19 protein-coding genes are annotated in these 24240 nt (G+C 63.7%); 5 read left to right on the top strand and 14 right to left on the bottom strand.

What is annotated here, in order from left to right; translation table 11 throughout:
* The coding region (locus NKH41_RS15220) for an MFS transporter (protein ID WP_352933030.1) at positions 1-1316 on the bottom strand (1316 nt) is incomplete at its 3' end.
* Positions 1317-1484: 168 nt separating this feature from the next.
* Between NKH41_RS15220 and NKH41_RS15225 the strand changes: the two genes are divergently transcribed.
* The gene (locus tag NKH41_RS15225; protein ID WP_352769840.1) at positions 1485-2111 is read left to right on the top strand and encodes a TMEM175 family protein; all 627 of its coding nucleotides are present in this window, start codon (positions 1485-1487) and stop codon (positions 2109-2111) included.
* 21 nt (positions 2112-2132) lie between these two features.
* On the opposite strand, the gene NKH41_RS15230 is transcribed toward NKH41_RS15225, so the two are convergent.
* From NKH41_RS15230 to NKH41_RS15275, 10 genes are all read right to left on the bottom strand, one after another.
* On the bottom strand, positions 2133-3614 hold the full coding sequence (locus tag NKH41_RS15230; RefSeq protein ID WP_352769843.1) for a L,D-transpeptidase family protein: 1482 nt from the start codon (positions 3612-3614) through the stop codon (positions 2133-2135).
* A gap of 238 nt (positions 3615-3852) precedes the next feature.
* Positions 3853-4218 carry an MmcQ/YjbR family DNA-binding protein gene (locus NKH41_RS15235; protein ID WP_352769846.1) on the bottom strand — a complete coding sequence of 122 codons (366 nt, stop codon included), beginning with the start codon at positions 4216-4218 and terminating at the stop codon, positions 3853-3855.
* 146 nt (positions 4219-4364) lie between these two features.
* Positions 4365-6971, bottom strand: coding sequence for an ATP-dependent chaperone ClpB (gene clpB, locus NKH41_RS15240; protein ID WP_352769848.1), 2607 nt, complete (start codon positions 6969-6971; stop codon positions 4365-4367).
* A 238-nt stretch (positions 6972-7209) separates the two neighbouring features.
* Positions 7210-8199 carry a DUF4167 domain-containing protein gene (locus NKH41_RS15245; protein ID WP_352769851.1) on the bottom strand — a complete coding sequence of 330 codons (990 nt, stop codon included), beginning with the start codon at positions 8197-8199 and terminating at the stop codon, positions 7210-7212.
* Between the two features lie 340 nt (positions 8200-8539).
* The gene (gene prmC / locus NKH41_RS15250; protein ID WP_352471313.1) at positions 8540-9409 is read right to left on the bottom strand and encodes a peptide chain release factor N(5)-glutamine methyltransferase; all 870 of its coding nucleotides are present in this window, start codon (positions 9407-9409) and stop codon (positions 8540-8542) included.
* Positions 9402-10481 (bottom strand): peptide chain release factor 1, encoded by a 1080-nt coding sequence (gene prfA, locus NKH41_RS15255; RefSeq protein WP_352491802.1) that lies wholly within the window; start codon positions 10479-10481, stop codon positions 9402-9404. Before prfA ends, prmC begins: the two co-directional genes overlap by 8 nt.
* Positions 10482-10489: 8 nt before the next feature.
* A complete protein-coding gene (gene ptsP / locus NKH41_RS15260) occupies positions 10490-12760 on the bottom strand; it encodes a phosphoenolpyruvate--protein phosphotransferase (RefSeq protein WP_352471315.1) in 2271 nt (756 codons plus the stop codon).
* A gap of 182 nt (positions 12761-12942) precedes the next feature.
* Complete coding sequence (locus tag NKH41_RS15265) at positions 12943-14196, bottom strand: aspartate kinase (protein WP_352471486.1); 1254 nt, start codon at positions 14194-14196, stop codon at positions 12943-12945.
* 163 nt (positions 14197-14359) lie between these two features.
* Complete coding sequence (locus NKH41_RS15270; RefSeq protein WP_352769854.1) at positions 14360-16591, bottom strand: sensor domain-containing diguanylate cyclase; 2232 nt, start codon at positions 16589-16591, stop codon at positions 14360-14362.
* 122 nt (positions 16592-16713) lie between these two features.
* Positions 16714-17283 carry a putative glycolipid-binding domain-containing protein gene (locus tag NKH41_RS15275; protein WP_352542483.1) on the bottom strand — a complete coding sequence of 190 codons (570 nt, stop codon included), beginning with the start codon at positions 17281-17283 and terminating at the stop codon, positions 16714-16716.
* Positions 17284-17497: 214 nt separating this feature from the next.
* Here NKH41_RS15275 and ubiG point away from each other — a divergent pair, with 214 nt between their 5' ends.
* Entirely contained in the window at positions 17498-18247 is a 750-nt protein-coding gene (ubiG, locus tag NKH41_RS15280; protein ID WP_254816707.1) for a bifunctional 2-polyprenyl-6-hydroxyphenol methylase/3-demethylubiquinol 3-O-methyltransferase UbiG, read from the top strand.
* 19 nt (positions 18248-18266) lie between these two features.
* On the opposite strand, the gene NKH41_RS15285 is transcribed toward ubiG, so the two are convergent.
* On the bottom strand, positions 18267-19157 hold the full coding sequence (locus tag NKH41_RS15285; protein ID WP_352471318.1) for a DMT family transporter: 891 nt from the start codon (positions 19155-19157) through the stop codon (positions 18267-18269).
* Between the two features lie 101 nt (positions 19158-19258).
* On the opposite strand from NKH41_RS15285, the gene NKH41_RS15290 reads away from it, so the two are divergent.
* Positions 19259-19744, top strand: coding sequence for a MarR family winged helix-turn-helix transcriptional regulator (locus tag NKH41_RS15290; RefSeq protein WP_352471319.1), 486 nt, complete (start codon positions 19259-19261; stop codon positions 19742-19744).
* Positions 19745-19812: 68 nt separating this feature from the next.
* Positions 19813-21306 (top strand): FAD-dependent monooxygenase, encoded by a 1494-nt coding sequence (locus tag NKH41_RS15295; protein WP_352471320.1) that lies wholly within the window; start codon positions 19813-19815, stop codon positions 21304-21306.
* A gap of 54 nt (positions 21307-21360) precedes the next feature.
* On the opposite strand, the gene NKH41_RS15300 is transcribed toward NKH41_RS15295, so the two are convergent.
* On the bottom strand, positions 21361-22014 hold the full coding sequence (locus tag NKH41_RS15300) for a Vgb family protein (protein ID WP_352471321.1): 654 nt from the start codon (positions 22012-22014) through the stop codon (positions 21361-21363).
* A gap of 9 nt (positions 22015-22023) precedes the next feature.
* The gene (locus NKH41_RS15305; RefSeq protein ID WP_352769858.1) at positions 22024-23244 is read right to left on the bottom strand and encodes a helix-turn-helix domain-containing protein; all 1221 of its coding nucleotides are present in this window, start codon (positions 23242-23244) and stop codon (positions 22024-22026) included.
* Between the two features lie 152 nt (positions 23245-23396).
* On the opposite strand from NKH41_RS15305, the gene NKH41_RS15310 reads away from it, so the two are divergent.
* Positions 23397-24197, top strand: coding sequence for an SDR family NAD(P)-dependent oxidoreductase (locus NKH41_RS15310; protein WP_352471323.1), 801 nt, complete (start codon positions 23397-23399; stop codon positions 24195-24197).
* Positions 24198-24240 lie beyond the last annotated feature (43 nt).

Here is a 24240-nt window from a genome sequence, read left to right on the forward strand (position 1 = left end):
CCCCCCCCCCCCCCCCCCGCGCCCGCCGGCCGCCGGTGGGTGGCGCGGGGGCGCGGCCCCCGCGCCCCCCCCCCCAACGGCCTCCCCCCCCCGGCGATCCGCCGGGCCCTCGACAGCGGCGATACCACCAGCGCCATGCCGAGCCCCATCAATGCCATCAGCGGGAATACCCCGATCCAGAAATTGTGGATGCCCCAATAGGCCAGCAAGGCAAGTCCGGCAAAGGCAAGAGCCACAACCAGACTGCCGCTGGCGATCGGAAAGCGAGGCCCGATGCGGTCGGACCACTGGCCGACCGGTCCGGACAACACTGCGATCAATGCCGAAAGCGGCAAGAAGATGAAACCGACCTCGGCCGCGCTCAGCCCCCATCCGGCGATCATGAGCATCGGCAGATAGAACAGATTGGCCGACAGCGCAAAATAAAGGAAGAAGGTCGCCACATTGGCGCCCGCGAACGCGCCGATCCGAAACAACGATAGATCGATCATCGGCTCGCGCCGCCGGCGCTCGAAGACGATGAACACGACGAGCAAAACCGCACCGGCGGCAATACTCGGGCCGGACATCAGCCCCTCCCCGTCGCCACTGATCGAGGTCAGACCGTAAGCGAGAGCTCCGAACGCCAATATGGCGAGTGCAGCGCCGCCGAGATCGAGGCTGCGCTTTTCCACCGGCGCGTCGGCAGGGACCTTGGCCAGCAAAAGATAGACCGAGATAAGGCCGAGCGGCAGATTGATGGCGAAGATCGCCCGCCAGATGCCGTCGCCGAACGCCGACAGCACGAAGCCGCCCAGCACCGGGCCGAGCGCCGTCGTCAGTGCTGATGCTGCGGCCCAGATGCCGATCGCCCGGCCGCGTTCCTTTTTCGGATAGGCTTTGGCGATAATGGCCAGGCTGCCCGGCACCATGATGGCCGCTCCGACACCCTGGATAGCCCGAAACGCAATAAGCACCGCCGGGTTAGGCGCCAGCGCGCAGGCAAGCGAGGCGGCAATGAACAGGACGATGCCGGCGACGAAGGAGTGGCGCAGGCCGAAGCGATCGCCGGCGGCGCCGCCGACGAGAATGAGGGCTGAGAGTGTCAATGCGTAGGCATTGGAAATCCATTGTGCCTCGGCGAGGCTGGCGCCGAGGTCGACGCGGATCGCCGGCGTCGCAATGGCCAGGACCGACCCGTCGATGAAGCCGAGCGCAGAAGCCAGGATCGCGGCGATCAGCACGAACCGCCGCTGCGCCTGCGGACAGAACGTATCGGCGGGAAGTGAGCCGGTCAGGGGAACGGCGCCGGTACCGACTTTGGTTGGCGTGTGCATGCCGCCTTACCTAGATCGCCGGCGCGCCGGCGACAACCGGCCAGCAGACTGTTCTCGTTGAAACCAGGTCCAACCTGGCCACACAGGCAGGATCACGCCGCTCAGGGTGCAAACGGCAAGTGCCGTGCTAAGCTTCTCGCAGCGCTACAGACAAGGGGGAAATACCGTATGAAACGGCCGCTCGAACCCTCGGCGGAAGGACGCGGGCGCGTCGTCGGCATCACCGACGGCGTGTTCGCCATCGCGCTCACCCTGATCGTCCTCGAGATCAGGGTGCCGGCGCATGAAACGGTGCATTCCGAACGCGAGTTGATCACAGCGATCACAGCACTGGCGCCGCGCTTCCTGACCTATGCGCTCAGCTTCCTGACGCTGACCATCTTCTGGTTCGGCCAGCAGGCGCAACACGGGCTGATTGCAAAATCCGACCGGCGGCTTGCCACGCTGAACCTCTGCTTCCTCGGCTTCATCGCCTTGCCGTTCTCGACCGACCTTCTCGCCGACTTCCTCGAATTCAGGACTGCGGTCGTCTACTGGTTCAATCTTTTGATGCTCGGACTGACGCTGCTCGCCAGTTGGCGCTACGCGGACAAAAACGGATTTCTGGCCGAAGGTGTCGACGCGGAGACTACCCGAACGGTCTATCTGCGCATCGTCAAGGCACAGATCCTGTGGGCCGTCGGCGCTGCACTCTGCCTCATCAGCCCGTTGCTCAGCGTCGGCTTCATCCTGGTGGTGCAGCTGATCTATGCCGCAGCGCTGCGCGCGCCACTGCTGCGCAAGGTCATTGGGTGATTCGGGCGCAGGCGTTGCGCTTTAGTCGACGAACTCCACGATAACGCCGGGCGTCACGATCTTGGCAAGCTCGCGCGCGTCCCAATTGGTCAGCCGCACGCAGCCATGGCTTTCGGTCTTGCCGATCTTGGACGGATCCGGCGTGCCGTGGATGCCGTAGGTCGGCTTGTCCAGCGCAATCCAGACCGAGCCGACCGGGCCGTTCGGCCCCGGCGGGATGGTCAGGATCCTGTCGTTTTCGCCCTGCTTGAAATTGATGTTCGGGTTGTAGGTGTAGTTCGGGTCCAATGCGACACGCGACACCGCATGCGTGCCGGACGGCGACGGCGTGTCGGACGAGCCGATAGTCGCCGGATAGGCTGCGACCAGCTTGCCCGCCGCGTCATAGGCGCGGACCTGCTTATTGGACTTGTCGGCGATGATGCGCGCCACCGGCGTCGCCGCCAGCCTGCCGAAATTGGCGACCTTGATGATGGTGCCCGGACGATTGAAATTGGCGTCCGGATTGAGCTTGTTCAGATAGGTTTCATCCATATGGAAGCGCTCGGCCAGCGCTTCGGGTACCGACGTGTAGCCCATCCGATCGAGCTGGGCCTTTTGGCTGTAGTCCTCCGGTATCGAGGCGACATAGGGACCGGCCGCATCCTCGGGCGTGATCGTATATGAGGCGAAGGCATCGCCGCCGGATTGCGCCAGGGCCGCCTGGATGCCGATTGCGTCGGTCGATTTCAGATTGCTGCCGGTGATCTCATTATAGGCGGCGAGCGCCTTGTCGACATTCGAGCCGAAGCGTCCGTCGATGACGCCGGGCGATGCACCGGCACGGTCGAGCAGCACCTGCAGTGCCGCCACGTCCTCGCGGGCGCCGAGCGCAAGCGACGGGTCGACCGCCGTCTTGCCGCCAGTGCTTGGCGGCGGGGCTGTATCTGGCGGTAAGGCCGCCTGCTCGTTCGGCACCGTCGGCTCGACCGGCTCGATCGAGGCCTCGTTGAGCGGCTGGCGCTCGATGGTGCGCGGCCTCACCGGCTGCGCTGCCTCCGGATAATCGTTGCCGTAGCCGTCATCCCGTGGCGCTTCGGGGAAGGCTTCCACCGAATTGTCGCCATTAAGGTCGTAGTCGTCGGCCGGCGGCACGATGATCCTGCCCTCGTCTTCCAATTGCCTGCGGCGATAGCGCGCCATGTCCTGCGGGTCGTCGAGATAATAGCGGTCGTCCTCGACCGGTCCGAGATTGCGCAAGCGCTCGCGGCGCAAGGCGCGGCGGTCGAGCCTGGTCTGCGGCGGCTGGATGGCGATGACCTTGCCGGTCTCCGCATCGACGATGACGCGGTTTCCCCTGGCATCGTAGTAGATATCGAGATTGCCGTTCTGGGCGACAAGAATGCCGCCGCCATTGGCGGCACGAACCACCCGTGGCGCGGTATCCACTATTGGCGAGGCCATCGCATTCGACGCCAGCAGCCCGGCAGCAAGCGCTGAAAGGGTGAAGATGGTGCGCAACATGATGGCCAAATTCTCCGGTCCGTAATTGCCGCCGCCGGCATTGTCTCTTCAAAGCGCCGCGCGTCTTTTTCGACGCGCAAAGGACGCTCTAACGCTTTAAATCTCCGCATCGTGCTTTGCGAAAATCAAAACTCGATTTCGGGCCGATGTGGTAGGCGAACCCCTTCGCCAGCAAATCAGTTGCCAACGATAAGGTTCCAATATGAACCGGGCATGAAGATGGCGGATTTCTGACCGATTAACCGGCAGCGAGTCCCAATTCCTTGCGCGCCTGCTTCGTCAGCTTCAGCACGACAAGACGGTGGCTTTCGCGCAGGTAATCCTTCAGCGCGCCATCATCCATGCTTTCGCCGGTCTGGCGCTGGATCCATTTCATGCCGCGTGAGGCAAGATAGGGCGCCGGCCGAAGGCCCGGCTGCTCCCTCAGCACGTCATAGGCGATGTCGGAGCATTTGAAGGTAACGAACGGCTCCTTGCCCTCACTCCAGCCGCCGATCGCGAAGACCTTGCCGCCGACCTTCCAAACATGGGCGCCGCCCCACTGCACGACATGGGTCGTCGAAGGCAGCGAGGCGCAGAAACTGTTGTAGTCGTCCAACGTCATCTGAGCCCCGCCAAGTGTTAGACAATGAACCGAAGGCCGGCGTAGCAAAAAGCGGATGCCGGTTTTTCGGAAAGGATCATGGTCGAGATTGAAGATAGGAATTCCATCCCGATTCGATCGGGATGGAACAGGCTCTTGGCTTGAGCTCAGGCGGCTGCCTCGGTTGCCACGACCGCGGGCTTCGAGCGGAAGTTCAAGCGGTCGGAGCCGGCGGTGACCTTGACGGTTGAGCCGTCGAGGATCTCGCCAAGCAGGATCTTTTCCGCCAGGGGGTCCTGCAATTCCTTCTGCATCACCCGCTTCAGCGGCCGCGCGCCATAGGCCGGGTCGTAACCCTTGGCCGCCAGCCAGTCGATCGCCTCCTGATCGAGCGAAAGCGATATCTTGCGGTCGACAAGCAGGTTTTCCAGCCGCTTGAGCTGGATTTTGACGATCTGGCCCATATCCTGGCGGCGCAGCCGGTGGAACAGGATCACCTCGTCGATGCGGTTGAGGAATTCCGGCCGGAACGAAGCCCTGACGACATTCATCACCTCGTCGCGCACGACGTCGACATCCTGGTCCTCGCCGAGATTGACCAGATATTCGCCGCCGAGATTGGACGTCATGATAATCAGCGTGTTGCGGAAGTCGACCGTGCGGCCCTGCCCGTCGGTCAGCCGGCCGTCGTCCAGCACCTGCAGCAGCACGTTGAAGACATCAGGATGTGCCTTCTCGATCTCGTCGAACAGCACGACCTGATAGGGCCGGCGCCGTATCGCTTCGGTCAGCGCGCCGCCTTCCTCGTAGCCGACATAGCCGGGAGGCGCGCCGATCAGCCGGGCGACCGAGTGCTTCTCCATGAACTCCGACATGTCGATGCGCACCATCGCGCTCTCGTCGTCGAACAGGAAGCTGGCCAGCGCCTTGGTCAATTCGGTCTTGCCGACGCCCGTCGGTCCGAGGAACATGAACGAGCCGAGCGGCCGGTTCGGGTCCTGCAGGCCGGCGCGCGCACGGCGCACGGCTTTCGACACTGCCTGCACCGCCTCGCCCTGGCCGACGACGCGCTTGCCGACCTCGTCTTCCATGCGCAACAGCTTGTCGCGCTCGCCTTCCAGCATCTTGTCGACCGGGATCCCCGTCCAGCGCGAGACGATATGGGCGACGTGATCGGGGCCGACCACTTCTTCGACCATGCCGGCCTTGCCATCCCTGGCTTCGGCCTGCTTCAGCTGCTTTTCGAGTTCCGGGATCTTGCCGTAAGCAAGTTCGCCGGCGCGCTGGAATTCACCTTGGCGCTGGGCGATGGCAAGTTCGTTGCGCGCCTCGTCGAGCTGTTTCTTGAGGTCGGCGGCAAGCCCGAGCTTCTGCTTCTCGGCCTGCCATTTCGAGGTCAGCTCGGTCGATTCCTCCTCGAGGTTCGAGAGTTCCTTCTCGAGCCGCGCGAGCCGGTCCTTCGAGGCATCGTCCTTCTCGACCTTCAGCGCCTCGCGCTCGATCTTGAGCTGCATGATGCGGCGGTCGATCTCGTCCAGCGCCTCGGGCTTCGAATCGACCTGCATGCGGAGCCGCGACGCGGCCTCGTCGACCAGGTCGATCGCCTTGTCCGGCAGGAAGCGGTCAGCGATGTAGCGGTTGGACAGGGTTGCGGCCGCGACCAGTGCCGAATCCGAGATGCGCACCTTGTGGTGCTGCTCGTATTTCTCTTTCAGGCCGCGCAGGATCGAGACAGTGTCTTCGACCGTCGGCTCATTGACGAAGACCGGCTGGAAGCGGCGGGCAAGGGCCGCATCCTTCTCGACATGCTTGCGGTATTCGTCGAGCGTGGTTGCGCCGACACAATGCAGTTCGCCGCGGGCGAGCGCCGGCTTCAGCAGATTCGACGCGTCCATGGCGCCATCCGCCTTGCCGGCACCGACAAGCGTGTGCATCTCGTCGATGAACAGAATGATGCCGCCGGCGGCAGACGTGACTTCGGAAAGCACCGCCTTCAGCCGCTCCTCGAACTCGCCGCGGTATTTGGCGCCGGCGATCAGCGACCCCATGTCGAGGGCCATCAGCTGCTTGTCCTTGAGCGATTCCGGCACATCGCCATTGACGATGCGCAGCGCCAGCCCTTCGGCGATCGCCGTCTTGCCGACGCCGGGTTCGCCGATCAGCACTGGGTTGTTCTTGGTGCGGCGCGACAGCACCTGGATGGTGCGGCGGATTTCGTCGTCGCGGCCAATGACCGGATCGAGCTTGCCCGCGCGGGCGTCCGCCGTCAGGTCGCGCGCGTATTTCTTCAGCGCGTCGTAGCCCTGCTCGGCGCTCGCCGAATCGGCAGTGCGACCTTTGCGTACGTCGTTGATGACCTGGTTCAGCGCCTGCGGCGTGACACCCGCCTTGGACAGGATGTCGGCGGTCTTGGCCGATTTTTCCATGGCCAGCGCCTGCAATAGCCGTTCGACGGTAACGAAGCTGTCACTGGCCTTCTTGGCCAGTTCCTCGGCGGTCGAAAACACCTTTGCCAGCGGCTGCGCAAGATAGAGCTGGCCATTGCCGCCCTCGACCTTGGGCATTGCCTCCAGTGCCGTTTCGACGCCGAGCTTGACGTCACGGACATTGCCGCCGGCGCGCTCGATCAGCGACGCAGCCAGGCCCTCGTCGTCATCGACAAGGACCTTGAGGATATGCTCGGGGGTGAATTGCTGGTGATTGCGGGAAAGCGCCATGGTTTGCGCGGACTGGATAAAGCCGCGCACGCGCTCGGAATATTTTTCAAGATTCATGCCTGTCTCCTTCCCTCACCGGCCCGCTTCGCGGCACCGGATCAGATTGCGGTGACGGACCCGCCCGTTCGAGCCGGATCCTGTTCACGCAAGATATGGGACGCAAACCACGGACCCTCAAGACGCCTCGACACTGGCGAACGCATAATATTCCGAGCGCGCAAAGCAAAAACGGCGGAGATTTCTCTCCGCCGCCTGGGGTAAAGGATGCGCTAAGATCGCCTGAACGTTTCTTCGATCAATTCTCGACGTCTGCGATCACAGCTTGACCGCCGGGGCCTTCAGCCGGCGCTGCATCGACATTGCCAGCGTCGGTATTGCCAGTCTCGGCATTGCTTGTCTCGGCATTGCTTGTCTCGGCACTGCTTGTCTCGGCACTGCCAGTCTCGGCACTGTCAGGGCCGGCGTTGTCGTTGCCGCCATTTGCCTGTTCGACATCGAGGCGCGGACGGCGCGGACGCCTGGGGCGGCGGGCCGGGCTGTTTTCGGCCGCGGCTTCGTTGAGCTCGGCCTGGGCGGCGAGACCCGCCGGCGAAAGGTTGTCGAATTGCGGTGCGGGCTCGCTCACAAAGACCGGCTCAGCGGCCGGCACGGGCTCCGCCTGCGCCGGCGTCTCGTCGCGCCGTGGCTGTTCGGCGCGCTGGCCACCCTGCTCGCCGCGCGCGCCATACTCGCTGCGCTGGCCGTTCTGGCCGTAACCGCCATTGGGGCGACGGTCGCGGTGGCGTCCGCCATTGTTGTCGCGGCCGTCACGGTTGTCGCGGCCGCCCCGATTGTCGCGGCTGTTTTCCTGGTTCAGAGCCAGCTCGGCCGGCGTGCCATCGATGACCGGCTGCGGGCCGGCACCGTGATTGGCCGCCGAACCCGACGTCTCGTTGGCATTGTTGTTGCCGGCATTGTCGAACTCGTCGCGATCCTCGTCGCCGTCATCGTCGAAATCATCGCGATTCTGCTGCGCGTTCTGGATCGGCATCTGCGCCTGAGCGGCTGCGATGATGCGGTTATAGTGCTCTGCATGCTGGAGATAGTTTTCCGCCATCACCCGGTCGCCGGAGCTTTGCGCGTCACGGGCAAGGGTTGCGTACTTCTCGGCAATCTGCTGAGCCGATCCGCGGATCTTCACGTCCGGGCCGTTGCTCTCGTAGTTGCGCGTCAGGGGATTAGGCCCCTTACGGTTGTTGTTGTTATTGTTGTTGCCGCCGCCGCCATTGTTGTTGCGACCGCGCATGCGCCTGTTTTGCTGTTGTGGCCTCATTAGACTCTCTTCACTTTGAAATTTTCGAAAAACTCTTCACGAACGGAGGCGCTCATGCGGCCAGCCGTTTCGTTCCTTCACCGGCGTTCGCCCGCATCAATTGCGTTGGCGCCACGTGCCATCCTGTTCCGGTTACTTCACTTGCCGGACGATTCCCGCACGAAGCTTGGGCGTCGTTTGCGCAAGAAGGCAGCTATTTCCAAGGAAAACCGAATCGCTAAGAGCACTGCCTGCTTCGTCTCATCCGGTTAAGGCGACCCTAGCCGCATTCCCCGGTATTGCCAAGCGCTTTTTTCGCACTGCATCACGGCCTTCACCGTTCGAACACAAGAACTCTGTCGTTTCCGCCGAGATCACGAAACACCCCGACCGAACGGTACCCGGCCGCGGAGAATATCTCCGTAACCTGTTGGTGCTGCGTATGGCCGATCTCGACCGCAATCCTGCCTTGGACTTCCAAATACGCTGCCGCTCCCGCGGCGATCTTCCTGTAGGGGCTCAGACCGTCCACACCGCCATCGAGGGCCTGGCGTGGATCGAAACCGCGGACCTCGTCCTGCAGATTTCCAATGTCGTCTGAGGGTATATAGGGAGGGTTTGCGACAATTACATGGTACCGGCCAGAAACTTTTTCAAACCAGTCGGATTTGAGCGGCGTGAACCGGCCGGCGAGCCCCAATTCCCCGGCATTACGCATGGCTGTGGCCAGCGCCTCCTGCGAAATGTCAACGCCGGTGGCGGTCGCGGCCGGAACGGCGCTGAGCAGCGCCAGCGCGATGGCACCGGTACCGGTCCCTAGATCGAGGATGCGGCAGCAGCCCTCGCGTGCCGCCACTGCCTTGACGAAGGGCAGTATAGCCTCGACCAGCGTTTCGGTATCCGGCCGCGGCTCCAGCGTTTGCGGCGAAAGCGAAAGGCGCAAGCCGTAGAATTCGCGGTAGCCAAGGATTCGGTGTACCGGCTCGCCGGCGATGCGCCGCCGCAAGGCGGCTTCGATTACCGCCGTCACGTCCGTATCGACAGCGCGCCCGGGATCGGCGATGGCCTGCGTGCGACTGGTGCCGGAAAAATGCTCGACGATCAGCCTGGCATCGAGCGCCGGATCCGCGATCCCGGCTGCGGTGAGCCGGTTTCGCGCTTCCCGCAGCAGCGGCGCCAGCGTGGCGGGCAGGCTGTCAGCCATCGATGCCGATATCGGCGAGCAGCTTCGACTGGTGATCGGCGATCAGCGCGTCGATGATCTCGTCGAGTTCGCCCATCATCACCCGGTCGAGCTTATAGAGCGTCAGGTTGATACGATGATCGGTGACGCGACCCTGCGGAAAATTATAGGTGCGGATGCGTTCCGAGCGGTCGCCCGAGCCGACCTGCGACTTGCGCGATTCGGAACGTTCCTCGTCCGCCTTGCTGCGCTCGAGGTCGTAGAGCCTGGCGCGTAGGATCTGCATGGCCTTCGCCCGGTTCTGGTGCTGCGACTTTTCCGCCTGCACCACCATGATGCCGGTCGGCAGATGGGTGATGCGCACGGCCGAATCGGTGGTGTTGACGTGCTGGCCGCCGGAACCCGAGGCGCGCATCGTGTCGATACGGATGTCTTCGGCCCTGATGTCGATGTCGACCTCTTCGGCTTCCGGCAGCACCGCGACCGTCGCCGCCGAGGTATGAATGCGTCCGCCCGCCTCGGTCGTCGGCACGCGCTGCACCCTGTGCACGCCGGATTCGAACTTCAGATGGGCAAAGACGCCCTTGCCCGAAACGGTGGCGATGATTTCCTTGTAGCCGCCGACCTCACCCTCGCTGGCCGACACCGTCTCGAAACGCCAGCCATGCGCCGCGGCATAGCGCTCGTACATGCGAAACAGGTCGCCGGCGAAAAGCGCCGCCTCGTCGCCGCCGGTGCCGGCGCGGATCTCGAGGATGGCGTTCTTGTCGTCGGCGGCATCCTTGGGCAACAGCAGGATTTGGATGTCCTTCTGCAGCGCCTCGATGTGATGCTTGACCCCTGGCAGGTCGGCCTCGGCCAAGGCCCGCATCTCGGCGTCGGTGCCCTTGTCGGCGAGCATCGCCTCCAGATCGCCCTGTTCGTGCTCGGCGGCGCGCAGCGCCCTGATCTTTGCCACCATCTCCTGGATGTCGGCATATTCGGAGGCCATCCTGACATAGGCGTCCGGCGCTGGCCCGGCCGACATCTGCGCTTCGAGCATGTCGAAACGCTTGACGACTTGATCCATACGGTCGCGGGGCAGGTTGATCATGGCAAAGTCTATAGCGGTATAGAGCGGTCGTCGGCAAAGGCTTGCAGCAGCGCCCGCATCGGCAGGCCATGCGCCGGCGCCATCAGATTATCGTCGAAGAACGCTTCCAGTTCGCTGAGCGGCAGTTCCGTCAGCATCGCCTTGACCGGGCCGATCGATGCCGGCGACATCGAGATCGAGCGATAGCCAAGGCCGATCAGCGCCATCGCCGAGATCGGCTTGCCGGCCAGTTCGCCGCACAAGGTCACCGGCGTCTGGTTGCGCGCCCCGGCGTCGGCAATTTGCTTCAAAACACGCAGGAACGGCGTCGACAGCGGGTCGAAGCGGTCGGACAATTGGGTATTGCCACGGTCCACCGCCATGACGAACTGGAACAGGTCGTTCGAGCCGACCGAGACGAAATCGACCGCCTTCATCAGTTCGTCGAGCTGGAACAGCAGCGACGGCACCTCCAGCATCGCCCCAAGCTTCAGGCTGGTCGGCAAATGATGGGCAAAGCGCGACAAATGCCGCACCTCGCGATCGATGATCTCGCGCGCCTGCGCGATCTCGCCGAGTTCCGTCACCATTGGCAGCATCAGCTTCAGTTCGCGCCCGCCGCACGCCTTGAGCAGCGCGCGGATCTGGGTGCGCAGCAATCCAGGCCGGTCGAGCGTCAGGCGGATAGCGCGCCAGCCGAGCGCCGGATTTTCCTCCTGGATCGAGCCCTTGAAATAGGGCAGCACCTTGTCGCCGCCGATATCGATGGTGCGGAACGTCACCGGCTTGTCGCGCGCCGCCTCGAGCACGTCACGATAGAGCCGCTCCTGGGCTTCGGCGCGCGGAAAGGTCGATGCGACCATGAATTGCAGCTCGGTGCGGAACAGGCCGATGCCGGCCGCACCCGCTTCGGCCAGTTGCGGCAGATCGACCGCCAGCCCGGCATTCATCAGAAGATCGACCTGGACCCCGTCCTTGGTCACCGACGGCTTCTTGCGCAGTTCGCGGTAGACCTCCTGCCGCCGCGCCCTGAAGCGCACTTTCTCGGCATAGGCCGCCTCGAGGTCGGGCTGCGGGCGCAGATGGATAGCGCCTTCCTCGCCGTCAACGATGATGGCATCGCCGTTTTCCGCCATGGAAACGGCGCCCTTCATCTGGCCGGCGACCGGTATGCCCATGGCCCGCGCCACAATGACGACATGGCTGGTCGCGGCGCCGTCCTCCAGCACCAGCCCGCGCAGCTTGTCCCTGGGATAATCGAGCAGCTCCGCAGCACCCATCGAGCGGGCGACGATGATGGCGTCCTTGGGCAGCGAGGCCGCGACGTCCTCCGGTCCGCGCCCCATCAGCTGCCGCAGCAGCCGATTGGCGAGATCGTCGAAATCGCTCATCCGTTCGCGCAGATACGGATCGGTCATGTGCAGCATGCGGGCACGCATGTCGCTCTGCACCTTTTCGACCGCCGCTTCGGCCGTCAGGCCGTTGCGGATCGCCTCCTCGAGCCGGCGCACCCAGCCGCGATCGTTGGCGAACATGCGATAGGCTTCGAGCACCTGGCGATGCTCGCCCTCGAAGGCGACGTCGCGGCGCTCCAGCATGTCGTCGATGGAGAGCCTGAGCGAGCCGAGCGACGCGTCGAGCCGCCTGACCTCTTCCTCGCTGTCCTCGTTGAAAAGATTGGTGACGACGATGCGCGGCTCGTGCAGCACCACATGGCCGAGACCGACGCCTTCGTTGAAGGACAGGCCGGTAAAGCTTACCGGGCGGCGCAGATCGAGCTCGAGGCCGGGCCTTGTCAGCCGCTCCAGATCGCCGGTGGCGATCATCTCGGCGATCACCATCGCCGTTGTTTCCAGCGCCTCGACCTCGTCGTCGCGATAATGGCGCATGGTCTTGTTCTGCACGACCAGGACGCCGAGTGTCCGCCCTGCCCGCAGCACCGGCACGCCGAGGAAGGAATTGTATATCTCTTCCCCTGTCTCCGGCAGGTAGGCGAAGGCAGGATGCTCCTGCGCATTGGAGAGGTTGAGCGGCCGCGCCGAGGCCGCGATCGTGCCGACCAGACCTTGGCCCAGCCTGAGCTGCGCCAGGTGGACGGCGTTCGGGTTCAGGCCTTCGGTGGCGTAGAGTTCGAGCACCGAATCGGCGCGCAGCACATAGAGCGAGCAGACCTCGGCAACCATGTTGGAGGCGATGTCGCGCACGATTCGGTCAAGCCGCTCCTGCGGCTCCAGCGGCTCTTGCATGAGCTCGCGGAGCCGTTTCAGCAAAACGCGCGGGCCACTGGCCGAATCACGCATCGCGGCTTCTTCCTCCAATAGCATTTCAACCGGTGCAGGTTGCCCTGCACAGCGGCACAAACGCAACAACTCAATTAGAGCGCCATCGTCCAATTGGACGCATAAAGACCGCTCCAAGATTTTCGATCCGCTGCATCCTGCCTTCCGAAAATCGATTCCGATTTTCGGGCCGTTGCAGTCCGCTACTGCTTATCCAGACCGTACACGGAATGCAAAGTGCGAACTGCTAGTTCCGTATAGGGACCGTCGATCAGGATCGAAATCTTGATTTCGGACGTCGTGATGGCGCGGATGTTAATCGCGCGGTCGGCAAGCGCCTTGAAGGCGGTAGCGGCGACGCCGGCATGGCTGCGCATGCCGATGCCGATGACCGAGACCTTCGACATGCCGGCTTCCGACTGCACCACGTCGTAGCCGATCGTCGCCTTCAGCCGCTCGAGCACGGCGAGCGCCTTGTCGACGTCGCCGGATGGCACGGTGAAGGTCATGTCAGTGAACTTGCCGTCCTCAGAGATATTCTGGACGATCATGTCGACATTGATGTTGGCCTCGGCCAGCGGCCCGAAAATGCCGGCGGCGACGCCCGGCCGATCGCCGACGCGGCGCAACGAAATCTGCGCCTCGTCCTTGGCGTAGGCAATTCCGGTGACGACCTGCTGTTCCACGATCTCTTCCTCGTCGCAAATAAGCGTTCCCGGCGGATTAAGCAAATCCCCCATTCCTGGTGCGTCGGGATCGTCGAAGGACGACCGCACGAAAGTACGCACCCTGTGCACCATGGCAAGCTCGACCGAGCGCACCTGCAGGACCTTGGCGCCGAGCGAGGCCATTTCGAGCATTTCCTCGAACGAAATCTTGGCCAGCCGCCGCGCCTTCGGCTCGATGCGCGGATCGGTCGTGTAGACCCCGTCGACATCGGTGTAGATATCGCAGCGGTCGGCCTTGACCGCTGCCGCGATGGCGACAGCGCTGGTATCGGAACCGCCGCGGCCGAGCGTTGCGATCCGGTTGTCCGGCCCGATGCCTTGGAAACCGGCGACCACCGCCACCTGGCCTTCGCCGAAGCGCTTGATCAGGAATCCGCCGTCGATATCGAGAATGCGCGCCGCGCCATGCGCGTTGTCGGTCTTGATCGGGATCTGCCAGCCTTGCCAGGAGCGGGCATGCACGCCGATATTCTGCAGCGCGATCGCCAGCAAGCCGGCAGTGACCTGCTCGCCGGACGCGACCACGGCGTCATATTCACGCGCATCGTGCATCGGCGAGGCCTCGCGCGTCCATTGCACGAGCTCGTTGGTCTTGCCGGACATCGCCGAGACCACGACGGCGACCTCATGGCCGGCGTCGACCTCGCGTTTGACATGACGCGCCACATTGCGGATGCGGGCGATGTCGGCGACGGAGGTTCCGCCGAATTTCATCACGATGCGCGCCATAGAAGCGAAATGCCTTTGACTGGATGCCGGACCGGAGGCCGAAAAGCGGAAAAATGCGCCAAGCTGTGGCCGGGCGCTCAATGCGCGGCCTCCTTAGCCAAATGATAGCGGTTTCGCAAGGCGGTGAGGATTCCGTCGCCTTGCCCCGTCCATCAACCAGATTTCAAGCCACGCTCTTGGTGAGTTTTGGCTTTTGCTGCTCGACACGGGCGAGACCCGCTCCGGCGATGACGCGGTCACGGCCCTCAGCCTTTGCCTGATACAAAGCGCGATCCGCGGCATTGACGATCTCCGCCCATGAGGCGCCGAGCTCCGGGAAGGCGGCGACCCCGAACGACGCGGTGATGGTGCCGAGCGTGCGGCCGCGATGCGTGACATGCAGCTGCTTGATCGCCTTTCGCAGAGCTTCGGCGCGATCGGCGCCATCGGCCAGTGACGTTCCGGGCATCATCAAGGCAAATTCCTCGCCGCCGTAGCGCGAAACCACGTCGCTTTCCCTGACATGGTCGACCAGCGTGGCGGCCACCTGCTTGAGGACGAGATCCCCAGCTTCATGGCCGAACGTATCGTTGAACTGCTTGAAATGATCGACGTCGAGCATGATCAACGTCAGCGGCTGCTCGGCACGTTCCAGGCGCCTGAGCTCGCGGCTGCTGGTCTCCTCAAGGTAGCGGCGATTGTAGAGCCCGGTGTTGGGATCCCGGATCGACTGCTGCCGCAACGTCTCGCGCAGGCGCAGATTGGCAAGCGCCAACGCCAGCGTATCGACGACGCCACGCAGTATCTGCTGCCGTTCGGCAAGCCACTCCGGCTTGTCAACGGCATTCGGCTCGCACAGATGCAGGATGCCAAGTGTCTCTCCCTGCGCTGCTAGAGGCATACAGACATAACCGCGGCCGCCATTTTCGGTGATGTGGTTGCAGCGCGGCGTCAGCATGCCTGGACCGGCGACGTGCTCCTGGCCGCGCCGCAGCGCCCAACAATCTTCCGGTCCGAACTGGCCGACGCTCGACCGGATGGTGCCCCAATGCGCCATCTCCTCCACCAGGTTGCGCGACGCACTGGTCAGATGAACGGTTCCGCTCAATCCGCCGAAGAAATCAGGCATGGCGGAGCCGACGACGGAAAATGCCTCGTGAAAAGTGACGCAGGCCTGAAGCAGTTCGCCGAGCTTGACCAGGCGGGTCGTGGCCTCCGATGTCTCTTTCAGTTCACGATTGAGCCTCGCCAGTTCTTCGGCACGATCGTGCACCGCCCGCTCGGCACTGCGCAGGTCGCTGATGTCGCTGAGCGTCAGCACGATGCCGCCATCGGCGCGGTTGAGCGGATTGCAGCTGACGACCACGGGCAAGGAGGTCCCATCCGGCTTTGCCAGCCTCACCTCATTCTGGTGGCGGCGGCCGGTGGTCATGGCCAGTTCGACCGGAGATGTTCCCGACGCGGGCTTGTCTCCCGACGGCCCCCTGATATCCAGGGCCGACTGCCAGTCCTGCCCCACGACCTTGTCGCTGCGCCGCCCGATGATCTCGGCTGCCGCCGGATTGACGGACACGACCTGACCCTTGCCGTCGATGACGGCGATGCCTTCGGCAACGGTCTGGACGATGTCTTCGATGTAGGCCTTCTGATCGACAAGTTGAGCGCGCGAGGCTTCGATTTCGGAGGCCATAGTGTCGAACCCTTGCGCCAACTGTCCGAACTCGTCATCGGAGGTGCGGCCGATACGGGCCCCGGCGTCGCCGCGCGCCAGCGATTCGATGCCGCGGTTGAGACCAGCAAGGCCTTTACTGAAGCCTCGCAACAACAGGAAGGCGGAGGCCGCCGCGATCAGCACGGCTGCCGCGGTACACAGGCCCACAAGCCACAGCATATCGTTCGTGCGCTGCTGCGCGGCACGCAGCAGCGGCGTATACTCGAACAGGACGGCGCCGACGATCTTGCCGGGTGCATACTCGATCGGCACCGCAACCAGGTCAATCGGATCGGCCACGTCGGCACTGGCCTCGACGAAGTTGCGCGGCACGCCGTCGTCAATCGTCCGGGCGATTTCATTGCCGGGATCGTAGTCGAACGTCGTGCCGATATTTTGCTCTTCTCCCGGAACGTCGGCGAAAATAACCTTGTTTTTGTCTACGATGACGAGATCGCGTTTCGAGCGGCCGTGCTGCAAAGTCACGAATTCGCGGAGCCCATCGGGTCTCTCGAATAATGAACGCGGCGCGTCCGACGCCCTGAAGGCAATAGTTTCGGCCAGCTGCCGTGCGACGCTTGTCGCCTCGGCCAGCGCCACGGATTTGGTCAGCGATATCTGCGAGACGATCGCAACGCCGCCGACCAGGCCGATCAAGGCCACGGCGCTGAACAATGTCGCGACTATCTGGGTTCTTATGCGCACCGGGCTGCCCCTACTCGGACAGCAATCTAAATGCCAAACACTGACCCAACGTTAAGAAACCGCCAATATCGTAAATTTGCCGTTAAGCCACACCGGCCAGCTGCACTCCCAACGCGGGCGGTTCAGCCCGTCCGCACGATGGCCTGCCACAGGCGCGGATAGTCGAGGACGAAACCGAGCGGCGAGACCTCCAGTGTCTCGTGGTAGCCGAACATCGGGGCGGCATAGGCGTAATGTGCAGCATCGACGCGCTGATAGGTTTGCTCGAGGCGAACGAGCCTGAGTTCGGGAAATGTCAGATAGGCTGCCGGCGCGGGCGTCGCCATACCGACATCGAGGGCAAAGCGGCGAAGCGCCAAAAGGTTTGTGGCGGGCGTGAAGCCGAGATCGACATCGATGAGACCGTCGACTTCCGCTTGATGCTCGCCGTTCAGCGTCCATTGGCGCTCGGTCAGCCGGTCGATCCTGTAATGCAGCTGTTGCGTGCCGAAAAAGCCGTCGGCGCGCGCCGATCGTGTATGCCAATCGGCGTCGCAGTCCGCCTCGTAGGCGATGCTGCACGGCTCGCCGTCCTGGACGAAAAGCGCGTGTCCCCTGAGGTTCCACCCGGAACTCGCTTCCGACAGAAGGCAAGCGTCGTGGCCTTCCTGGTCAAGCCGGCGCCAAAGAATGGAAGCAACCGCTCGCATCATTGCGCACTCCTCCGAACCCGATGTCTCTGCTTCGTCCGCCAAAGCCTAGGCGTTTCCTTCCGGCACACCATCAACTGACACGTGCTGACACAAATGCAGCCGGCAAAAGGCGGCGCCGGAAGGCATCGCGCGCATCGCACCGCCGGCGGTGAATTTCGCGCCTTGACATTCGCAGCCTCGCGCCCGACTTCCTAGCGTCCGAGGAGACCACGCCATGCCTGAGCCCCGACGATCGACGATCGATGCCGGAGAGGTGGAACGCTTTTCCGCCCTTGCCGCCGAATGGTGGAACCCGAACGGCAAGTTCCGCCCGTTGCACAAGTTCAACCCGATCCGGCTTGCCTATATCCGCGACCAGGTGGCGGCCCGCTTCGGCCGCGATCCGCGTGCGGCACGGCCGTTCGAAGGCCTGCGCTTCCTTGACATCGGCTGCGGCGGCGGGCTCTTGTGCGAGCCGATGGCGCGGCTTGGCGCCGAAGTGGTCGGCGCCGATGCCTCCGCCACCAACATCGAAGTGGCCAAGCTGCATGCGGCGGAAGTCGGCGTGAGCGTGGATTATCGCGCCACGACCGCGGAAGACCTTGCCGATGCCGGCGAAAAATTCGACGTCATCCTCAACATGGAAGTGGTCGAGCATGTCGCCGATGTCGATCTGTTCCTGGCCAAATGCGGCGAGATGGTAAAGCCCGGCGGCATCATGTTCGTCGCCACCATCAACCGCACGCTGAAGGCCCTGGGGCTGGCCATCATCGGCGCCGAATATGTGCTGCGTTGGCTGCCACGCGGCACCCACCAGTTCGGCAAGCTGGTGCGCCCCGAGGAACTGGAAAAGGCGCTTGCCGGCGCCGGCCTGACCGTCATCGACCGCACCGGCGTCACCTACAACCCGCTCGCCGACCGCTGGCAGCGCTCGAAGGACATGGACGTCAACTACATGGTGCTGGCGGAGAAGGCATCCGTCTGAAGCTTACGCCTTCTGGCCTCTATGGCCTCTGGCTTTGCGCCTTGGTGGTGATGAACACGCCGGCGGTGATGATGACGGCACCGGCCCAGGTCAGCAGTTGATAGCGCTCGCCGAGGAAGAGGGTCCCGGCAAACAGCCCGACCGCCGCCGCGACATAGCCGATCTGGCTGAGATAGACCGGGCCGCCGACCGCTTGCAGGCGGAAGAAGAAGGCAAACATCGCCGAGGCTGATGCCACCTGTGCCGCAGCGACCAGCGGCACGCCGCCGAGCGAGCCGAATGCATTGCCGCCAAGCAGGACCAGAATGCCGGCAACCAGCATCAAGGCTGCTGCCAGATGGCTGCCGACGGCGAGCTCGATCGGGCCGGTGCCTTCGGGCCAGTCGACGGTGCGGTAAATGTTGCCGGCGGCGAGGCTGACCGGGATGAGCAGGCCCATCGCAACCCAGAAAAATTCGGCCGGCTGGCCCGCTTCGCCGCGCGTCACCGCCACCATGACTGCGCCGACGAAACCGACGACTATGCCGACGATGCCCAGCATGGTCGGGCGCCTGACGCCGAGCAGCATCGAGAACACCAGCGTGACGACCGGCGACAGCGTGAACATGATGCCGCTGTAGCCGGCGCCCAGATGCGGAATGGCTGAAAACATCAGCAGATTGGGGATTGCATATGAGACGGCCGCGGTGACGAAGAAATAGCGCAGCCTGTGCGGCGTAAGCCGCATGCGCTTCCCGTTGAGCAGCAATGCGCACAAAAGCACGCCGCCGGCACCAAGCGAGATGACGAAGGCCCAGACCATGGCGGCCACGCCGGCCGCCGTCGCGATCTTGCCGAACGGCAGCGTCAGGCCGAGCAGTCCACCGGTGACGACCAGAAGGCCAAGCGCCGAGTCCCAGAGAAATTTCATCGCACCGTCCCGTCGCCCGTTCGCGGCACTTGGCCAATATCGCAAGCTGAGGTAAGATAAGGTAAAGATTCTTCACGTCAAGATACATAACGGTGAGAGACATGGATCGCGCAGCAAAAGCGATCGGGCAATGGAAAAAGGAACGGCCGGATCTCGATGTCTCGCCGATGGCCGTGCTCGGACGGTTGAACGAGGCCGCCTCGCTGATCGCACGAGAGCGGCTGGCGCCGCTGTTTGCAAGTTACGGGCTGCAATCCGGAGAATTCGATGTGCTGGCGACGCTGCGTCGTTCCGGGCCGCCATACGCGCTGACGCCGACGGCTCTCTACGAGGCGACGATGGTAACGTCGGGCGCGATGACCAATCGCCTCGATCGGCTCGAGAAATCCGGTCTGATCAAGCGCGGGCCGCACCCCGACGATCGCCGCGGCATTGTCGTGCAACTGACTAAAAAGGGTCTGGCGTTGATTGACGAGGCGGTTACCGCTCACGTCGCCAACGAGCACCAGATACTTTCTGGGTTAGCACGCCCGGAGCAGATCATGCTCGCACGCCTGCTCGAAAAATTGATAGCGAGCCTGAACTAACCCAAACGGCAACCACTGGGACTCTGCGATCATTGATTGGGAGTCGTAACTGCCAGGGGAGTTTGCCGATGACAGAACATGCAGTCGTGATTGCCGGAGGAGGTCCGACGGGCCTGACCCTGGCAGGCGAGTTGGCGTTGGCAGGCATCGACGTAGCCATTGTCGAACGCCGCCCGAACCAGGAGCTTGCCGGTTCGCGTGCTGGAGGTCTGAGTTCACGCACTCTCGAAGTTTTCGATCAGCGCGGCATCGCGGACCGGTTCCTCGCCGAAGGACAAATAGCCCAAGTCACGGGATTCGCGGCGATGCGTTTAGACATCAGCGATTTTCCGACCCGCCACAACTACGGGCTGGCGCTGAGACAGAAACACATTGAGCGCATTCTCGCTGGATGGGTCAGCGAGCTGGCAGTGCCGATCTATCGCGCCCGTGAATTGATGTGTTTCGTGCAGGACGACGCCGGCGTCACCATCGAACTGTCCGATGGTGCGTCGCTGCGGGCAAGCTATCTCGTCGGGTGTGATGGAGGCCGCAGTCTGGTCCGCAAAGCTGCTGGCATTGAGTTTCGAGGATGGGATGCGACGACCAGCAGCATCCTCGCCGAGGCCGAGATGGCGGAGGAGCCGCCACTGGGCATTCATCGCACCGCACTTGGCATCCATGCCTTCGGCAGGGAAGAGTACGAAATTCGTGACGGCAAGGTCGTCTTTGCCGGTAAAGGTCCCATAGGCGTCATGGTCACTGAAAAGAATGTCGGCGCCACGACCGAACCCACGCTGCGCGATCTCCGCGAAGCGCTCGTCGCCGCATGCGGAACAGATTACGGAATCCATAGCCCAACCTGGATTTCCAGGTTCACGGACATGTCGCGGCAGGCGGCGGCTTACCGCAAGGGCCGGGTTCTCCTAGCGGGCGATGCCGCCCATGTGCATTCCCCGGTGGGCGGACAAGGCCTCAATATCGGTGTGCAGGATGCGGTGAACCTCGGTTGGAAGTTGGCCCAAGTGGTGAAAGGAACATCGCCTGAACGCTTGCTCGACACTTATCACATCGAGCGGCATCCGGTTGCGGCCCGCGTGTTGCGTACGACAATGGCACAGGTCGCATTGCAACGTACTGATGATCGCACTGAAGCCTTGCGTGAAATCGTATCAGAGCTCCTTAGGATGGAGGAGCCTCGCAAACGGATCGCTGCCGAGATGTCCGGACTTGGTATCCATTACGACCTCGGCCAGGCGCATCCGCTGGTCGGCCGCCGCATGCCCGACCTCGACCTGGCCACGCCTGATGGTCCCATGCGCGTATTTGCGCTCCTCCAAAATGCGCGGCCAGTGCTCTTGAATCTCGACGCGCCGGGCAGCCTCGACATCAAGCCGTGGTCAGACCGCATTAAGTTGGTTTACGCCAAATGCGACGATCCATGGGAGTTGCCTGCGCTAGGTTTGGTCTCCGCTCCAACCGCAGTTTTAATCCGACCCGACGGATATGTTGCTTGGGTAGGCGACAGGACGCAGGATGGTCTTCAAGACGCGATGAACACCTGGTTCGGACCACCGGGCTAAAAACCGCAAAAACCAGTTAGCTCGAATGGTCAAACGGCTACGGACGGCAAAAACTCAGATCCTGGTCGCCGAGCCTCGTTTGGGCCGGCGAACAGCTCTGATCTTGCCGCTGTTTCCGCCGCCACAGAAAAACTGGTCGCCGCCATCGGATTCGAGCCCCGACACGCCTGTTCCCGGCGGCATATCGAGCTTCTCAAGGACCTTTCCCGTTTCAGGATCGATCCGTCTGACATCGCTCTCCTCACCCTCCCAGGTGCCATGCCACAGCTCGCCGTCGACCCAGCTGACGCCGGTGACGACGCGGTTGGAAACGATAGTGCGAAGGATTGCCCCTGTCTCGGGATCGACCTGATGAATCTTTCGGCCCCGATGCTGCCCGACCCAGAGTGTTCCTTCGGCCCAGGCGAGCCCGGAATCACCGCCATTGCCGGGCGCCGGGATCGTCGCCAGCACCTGGCCATTCTTCGGATCGATCTTCTGGATGCGATCCTCGGCGATCTGATAGAGGTGCTGGCCGTCGAAGGCCGTTCCGGCGTGTGCCGCGACGTCGATCGAGCGCACCACTTTGCCGCTCGCCGGATCGAAGGCGTTCAATCTGTCGCCTGAGGCAAACCAGACATGCTCACCGTCGAAGGTAACGCCGTCCACGTGGTCGACACCCGGAAAGGGTCCATATTCTCGAAGGATTTCGGCTGCGGATCGTTCCATAATTCCATCCTAGTAGCCCGGCAGTGGGCCGGGGAGTAACAAGATTGTCGGGAAACCCGTCAGCGGCGGGGTCATCCAGCGACGCGCCCGTCCGCGGCCGAACGACTGCACCTTGCCGGCCTGGGCGAGCTGCTCGAGCGCTCGCTGCACGGTACGCGAACTGGCTCCAAGCGCAATCGCCAGGGCCGAACTCGACCAAGACTCGCCGTCCGCGAGGAAGGCGAGCACGGCGGCATGCTCTTCTTCGACGGGTGGCGCCAGCACGACGACCTCACCTGCGCGGCGCGGGGCCAGCGCAAAGCCCCGCTTCGTCGCGCTCACATCCGCCAAGCTCCGAAGCTCCGCGCGAAGCCGCCCGACTTCGACGCGCAATCGTGCGCGATGTGATTCGTCCGCGTCCTTTCCGCGGAAAGCGCGCGCAATGAGCGTCGCTCTTGCCACGTCCCCCGGCCAGGCTTCGGCCAGCGCGCGGGCCAGCGCGAACAGCACCGGGCGGGTCGCCAGCGAGACGACGGTGTCTGCGACACGCACGACATTGCGGCATGCATCCACCACGAGCGCCCCCGACGCCAGGAGCGCTTCGACTTCATCGAGCAGGAGGGGCCGTTCCCCGCCACGCGCGACAAGGCGCGCGGCCGGCGTGTCCAGCACCAGCGATGCGCTCTCCACCTCCGCGATCAGCGCGGGGATGCCCGCCGCGCGCGCCGCCCGCGCCGCCAGCCCGAGCGCGGCGCGCGCAGGACCGGTCCGCAAGCGGCGGATGGCGATGCCGGCGACAGCCAGCTCGTGGGCGGCCCGCGATGCCGGCGGCAGCGGCGACGGATCGAAGCCGTCCAGCCTGCGCTCGGCTTCGTCGAGATGGCCGATCAGCAGCAGGCGCCGAACGTCGAGGTTGCGCGCATGCGCGGCGTTGACGCGGTCGCCATGCTTTTCGAGCGTCGTCCGTGCGGCGTCGAGTGCCTTGGCCGGCCAGGTAAGGTCGCGCGAGACGAGCGCGATCTCGGCCTCGGCGACGATACACCGCGCGCGGGCCACGGCCTCCCTCGGGCTGAATGCGCGCGCCGCCCTCTTGAGAAGAACCTTCGCCCGAACCAGGTCGCCAAGCTGCGCCATCGCGATACCGCGCAACGCCAGCGCCGGCGCATCGTCGCGCAGCGCAACCCGCTTCAAGGCGCCGAGCGGATCGCCCGTCGCAAGCGCATGCGCCGCGGCCGTGATCAGCGAGTCCATCGGAATCCCGTCACACTTGTCACTCCCATGGCTTCGATGCCCGGCGCTAAGTCCATCTCACCAACCAGTCGTATCGACAACGGCGACTGTAGCCAACCTGAGTTGCGGCGCGCCAACGCTCGAACAAAACGATAAGCATTAGGAGAGACGCAATGAAGATCGAAGGTACAACCATCCTGGTGACTGGAGCGAATCGGGGCATCGGTCGGGCACTGGTCGAGGAAGCCCTGAGCCGAGGCGTAAAGCGCGTCTATGCCGCAACCCGCCAACCGATGGCTCATCCGGACCGGCGTGTGACGTCCCTGACCATGGATGTGACCAACGCTGCGCAGATCCGGGAGGCCGTCGAGAAGATCGATGCTCTCGATATCCTCATCAACAACGCCGGCGTATCGCCCATCGATGACCTCAGCGACCGTCGTGTGCTCGAACAACAGCTCGCCGTAAACCTCTTCGGCTCGTACGACGTTACCCAGGCTCTGCTGCCGTTGCTCGCCCGGTCGCGGGGAGCCATCGTCAACATTCTGTCGCTGGCCTCGATTGCCGCCGTGCCGTTCAGTCCGGCCTACTCGGTCTCGAAGGCGGCCTCGTTCTCGCTGTCGCAGTCGTTGCGCACCCTTTTGGCCGGACGGGGTGTCAGCGTCCACAGGGTCCTTCCCGGCCCGGTGGACACGGACATGACACGGGGCCTGGACATCGCGAAAGCCTCTCCGGAGTCTGTCGCGCGGGCGATCCTGGACGGCGTGGAGAACGGCGAAGAGGAAATCTTCCCCGATCCCATGTCGGAATCCCTGGCGGAGGGCTGGCGCAGCAGTGCAGTCAAGGCGCTTGAACGCCAGTTTGCAGCCTATGCGGAAGCAACTCCGTCAAGTGAAGCAAGCCCGTCAGGCAGTGGGCATGAAAGAAGCAGCGAAACGATTGCCCGCGAGCCCCATCCTTGCTGCTCGGCCTGAAACTGCGGACGCTTGTGCGAGGGGCGGCGGCATCGCCGCTCTG

The sequence above is a fragment of the Mesorhizobium sp. M1169 genome (genome assembly GCF_040318345.1).
Lineage (GTDB): Bacteria > Pseudomonadota > Alphaproteobacteria > Rhizobiales > Rhizobiaceae > Mesorhizobium.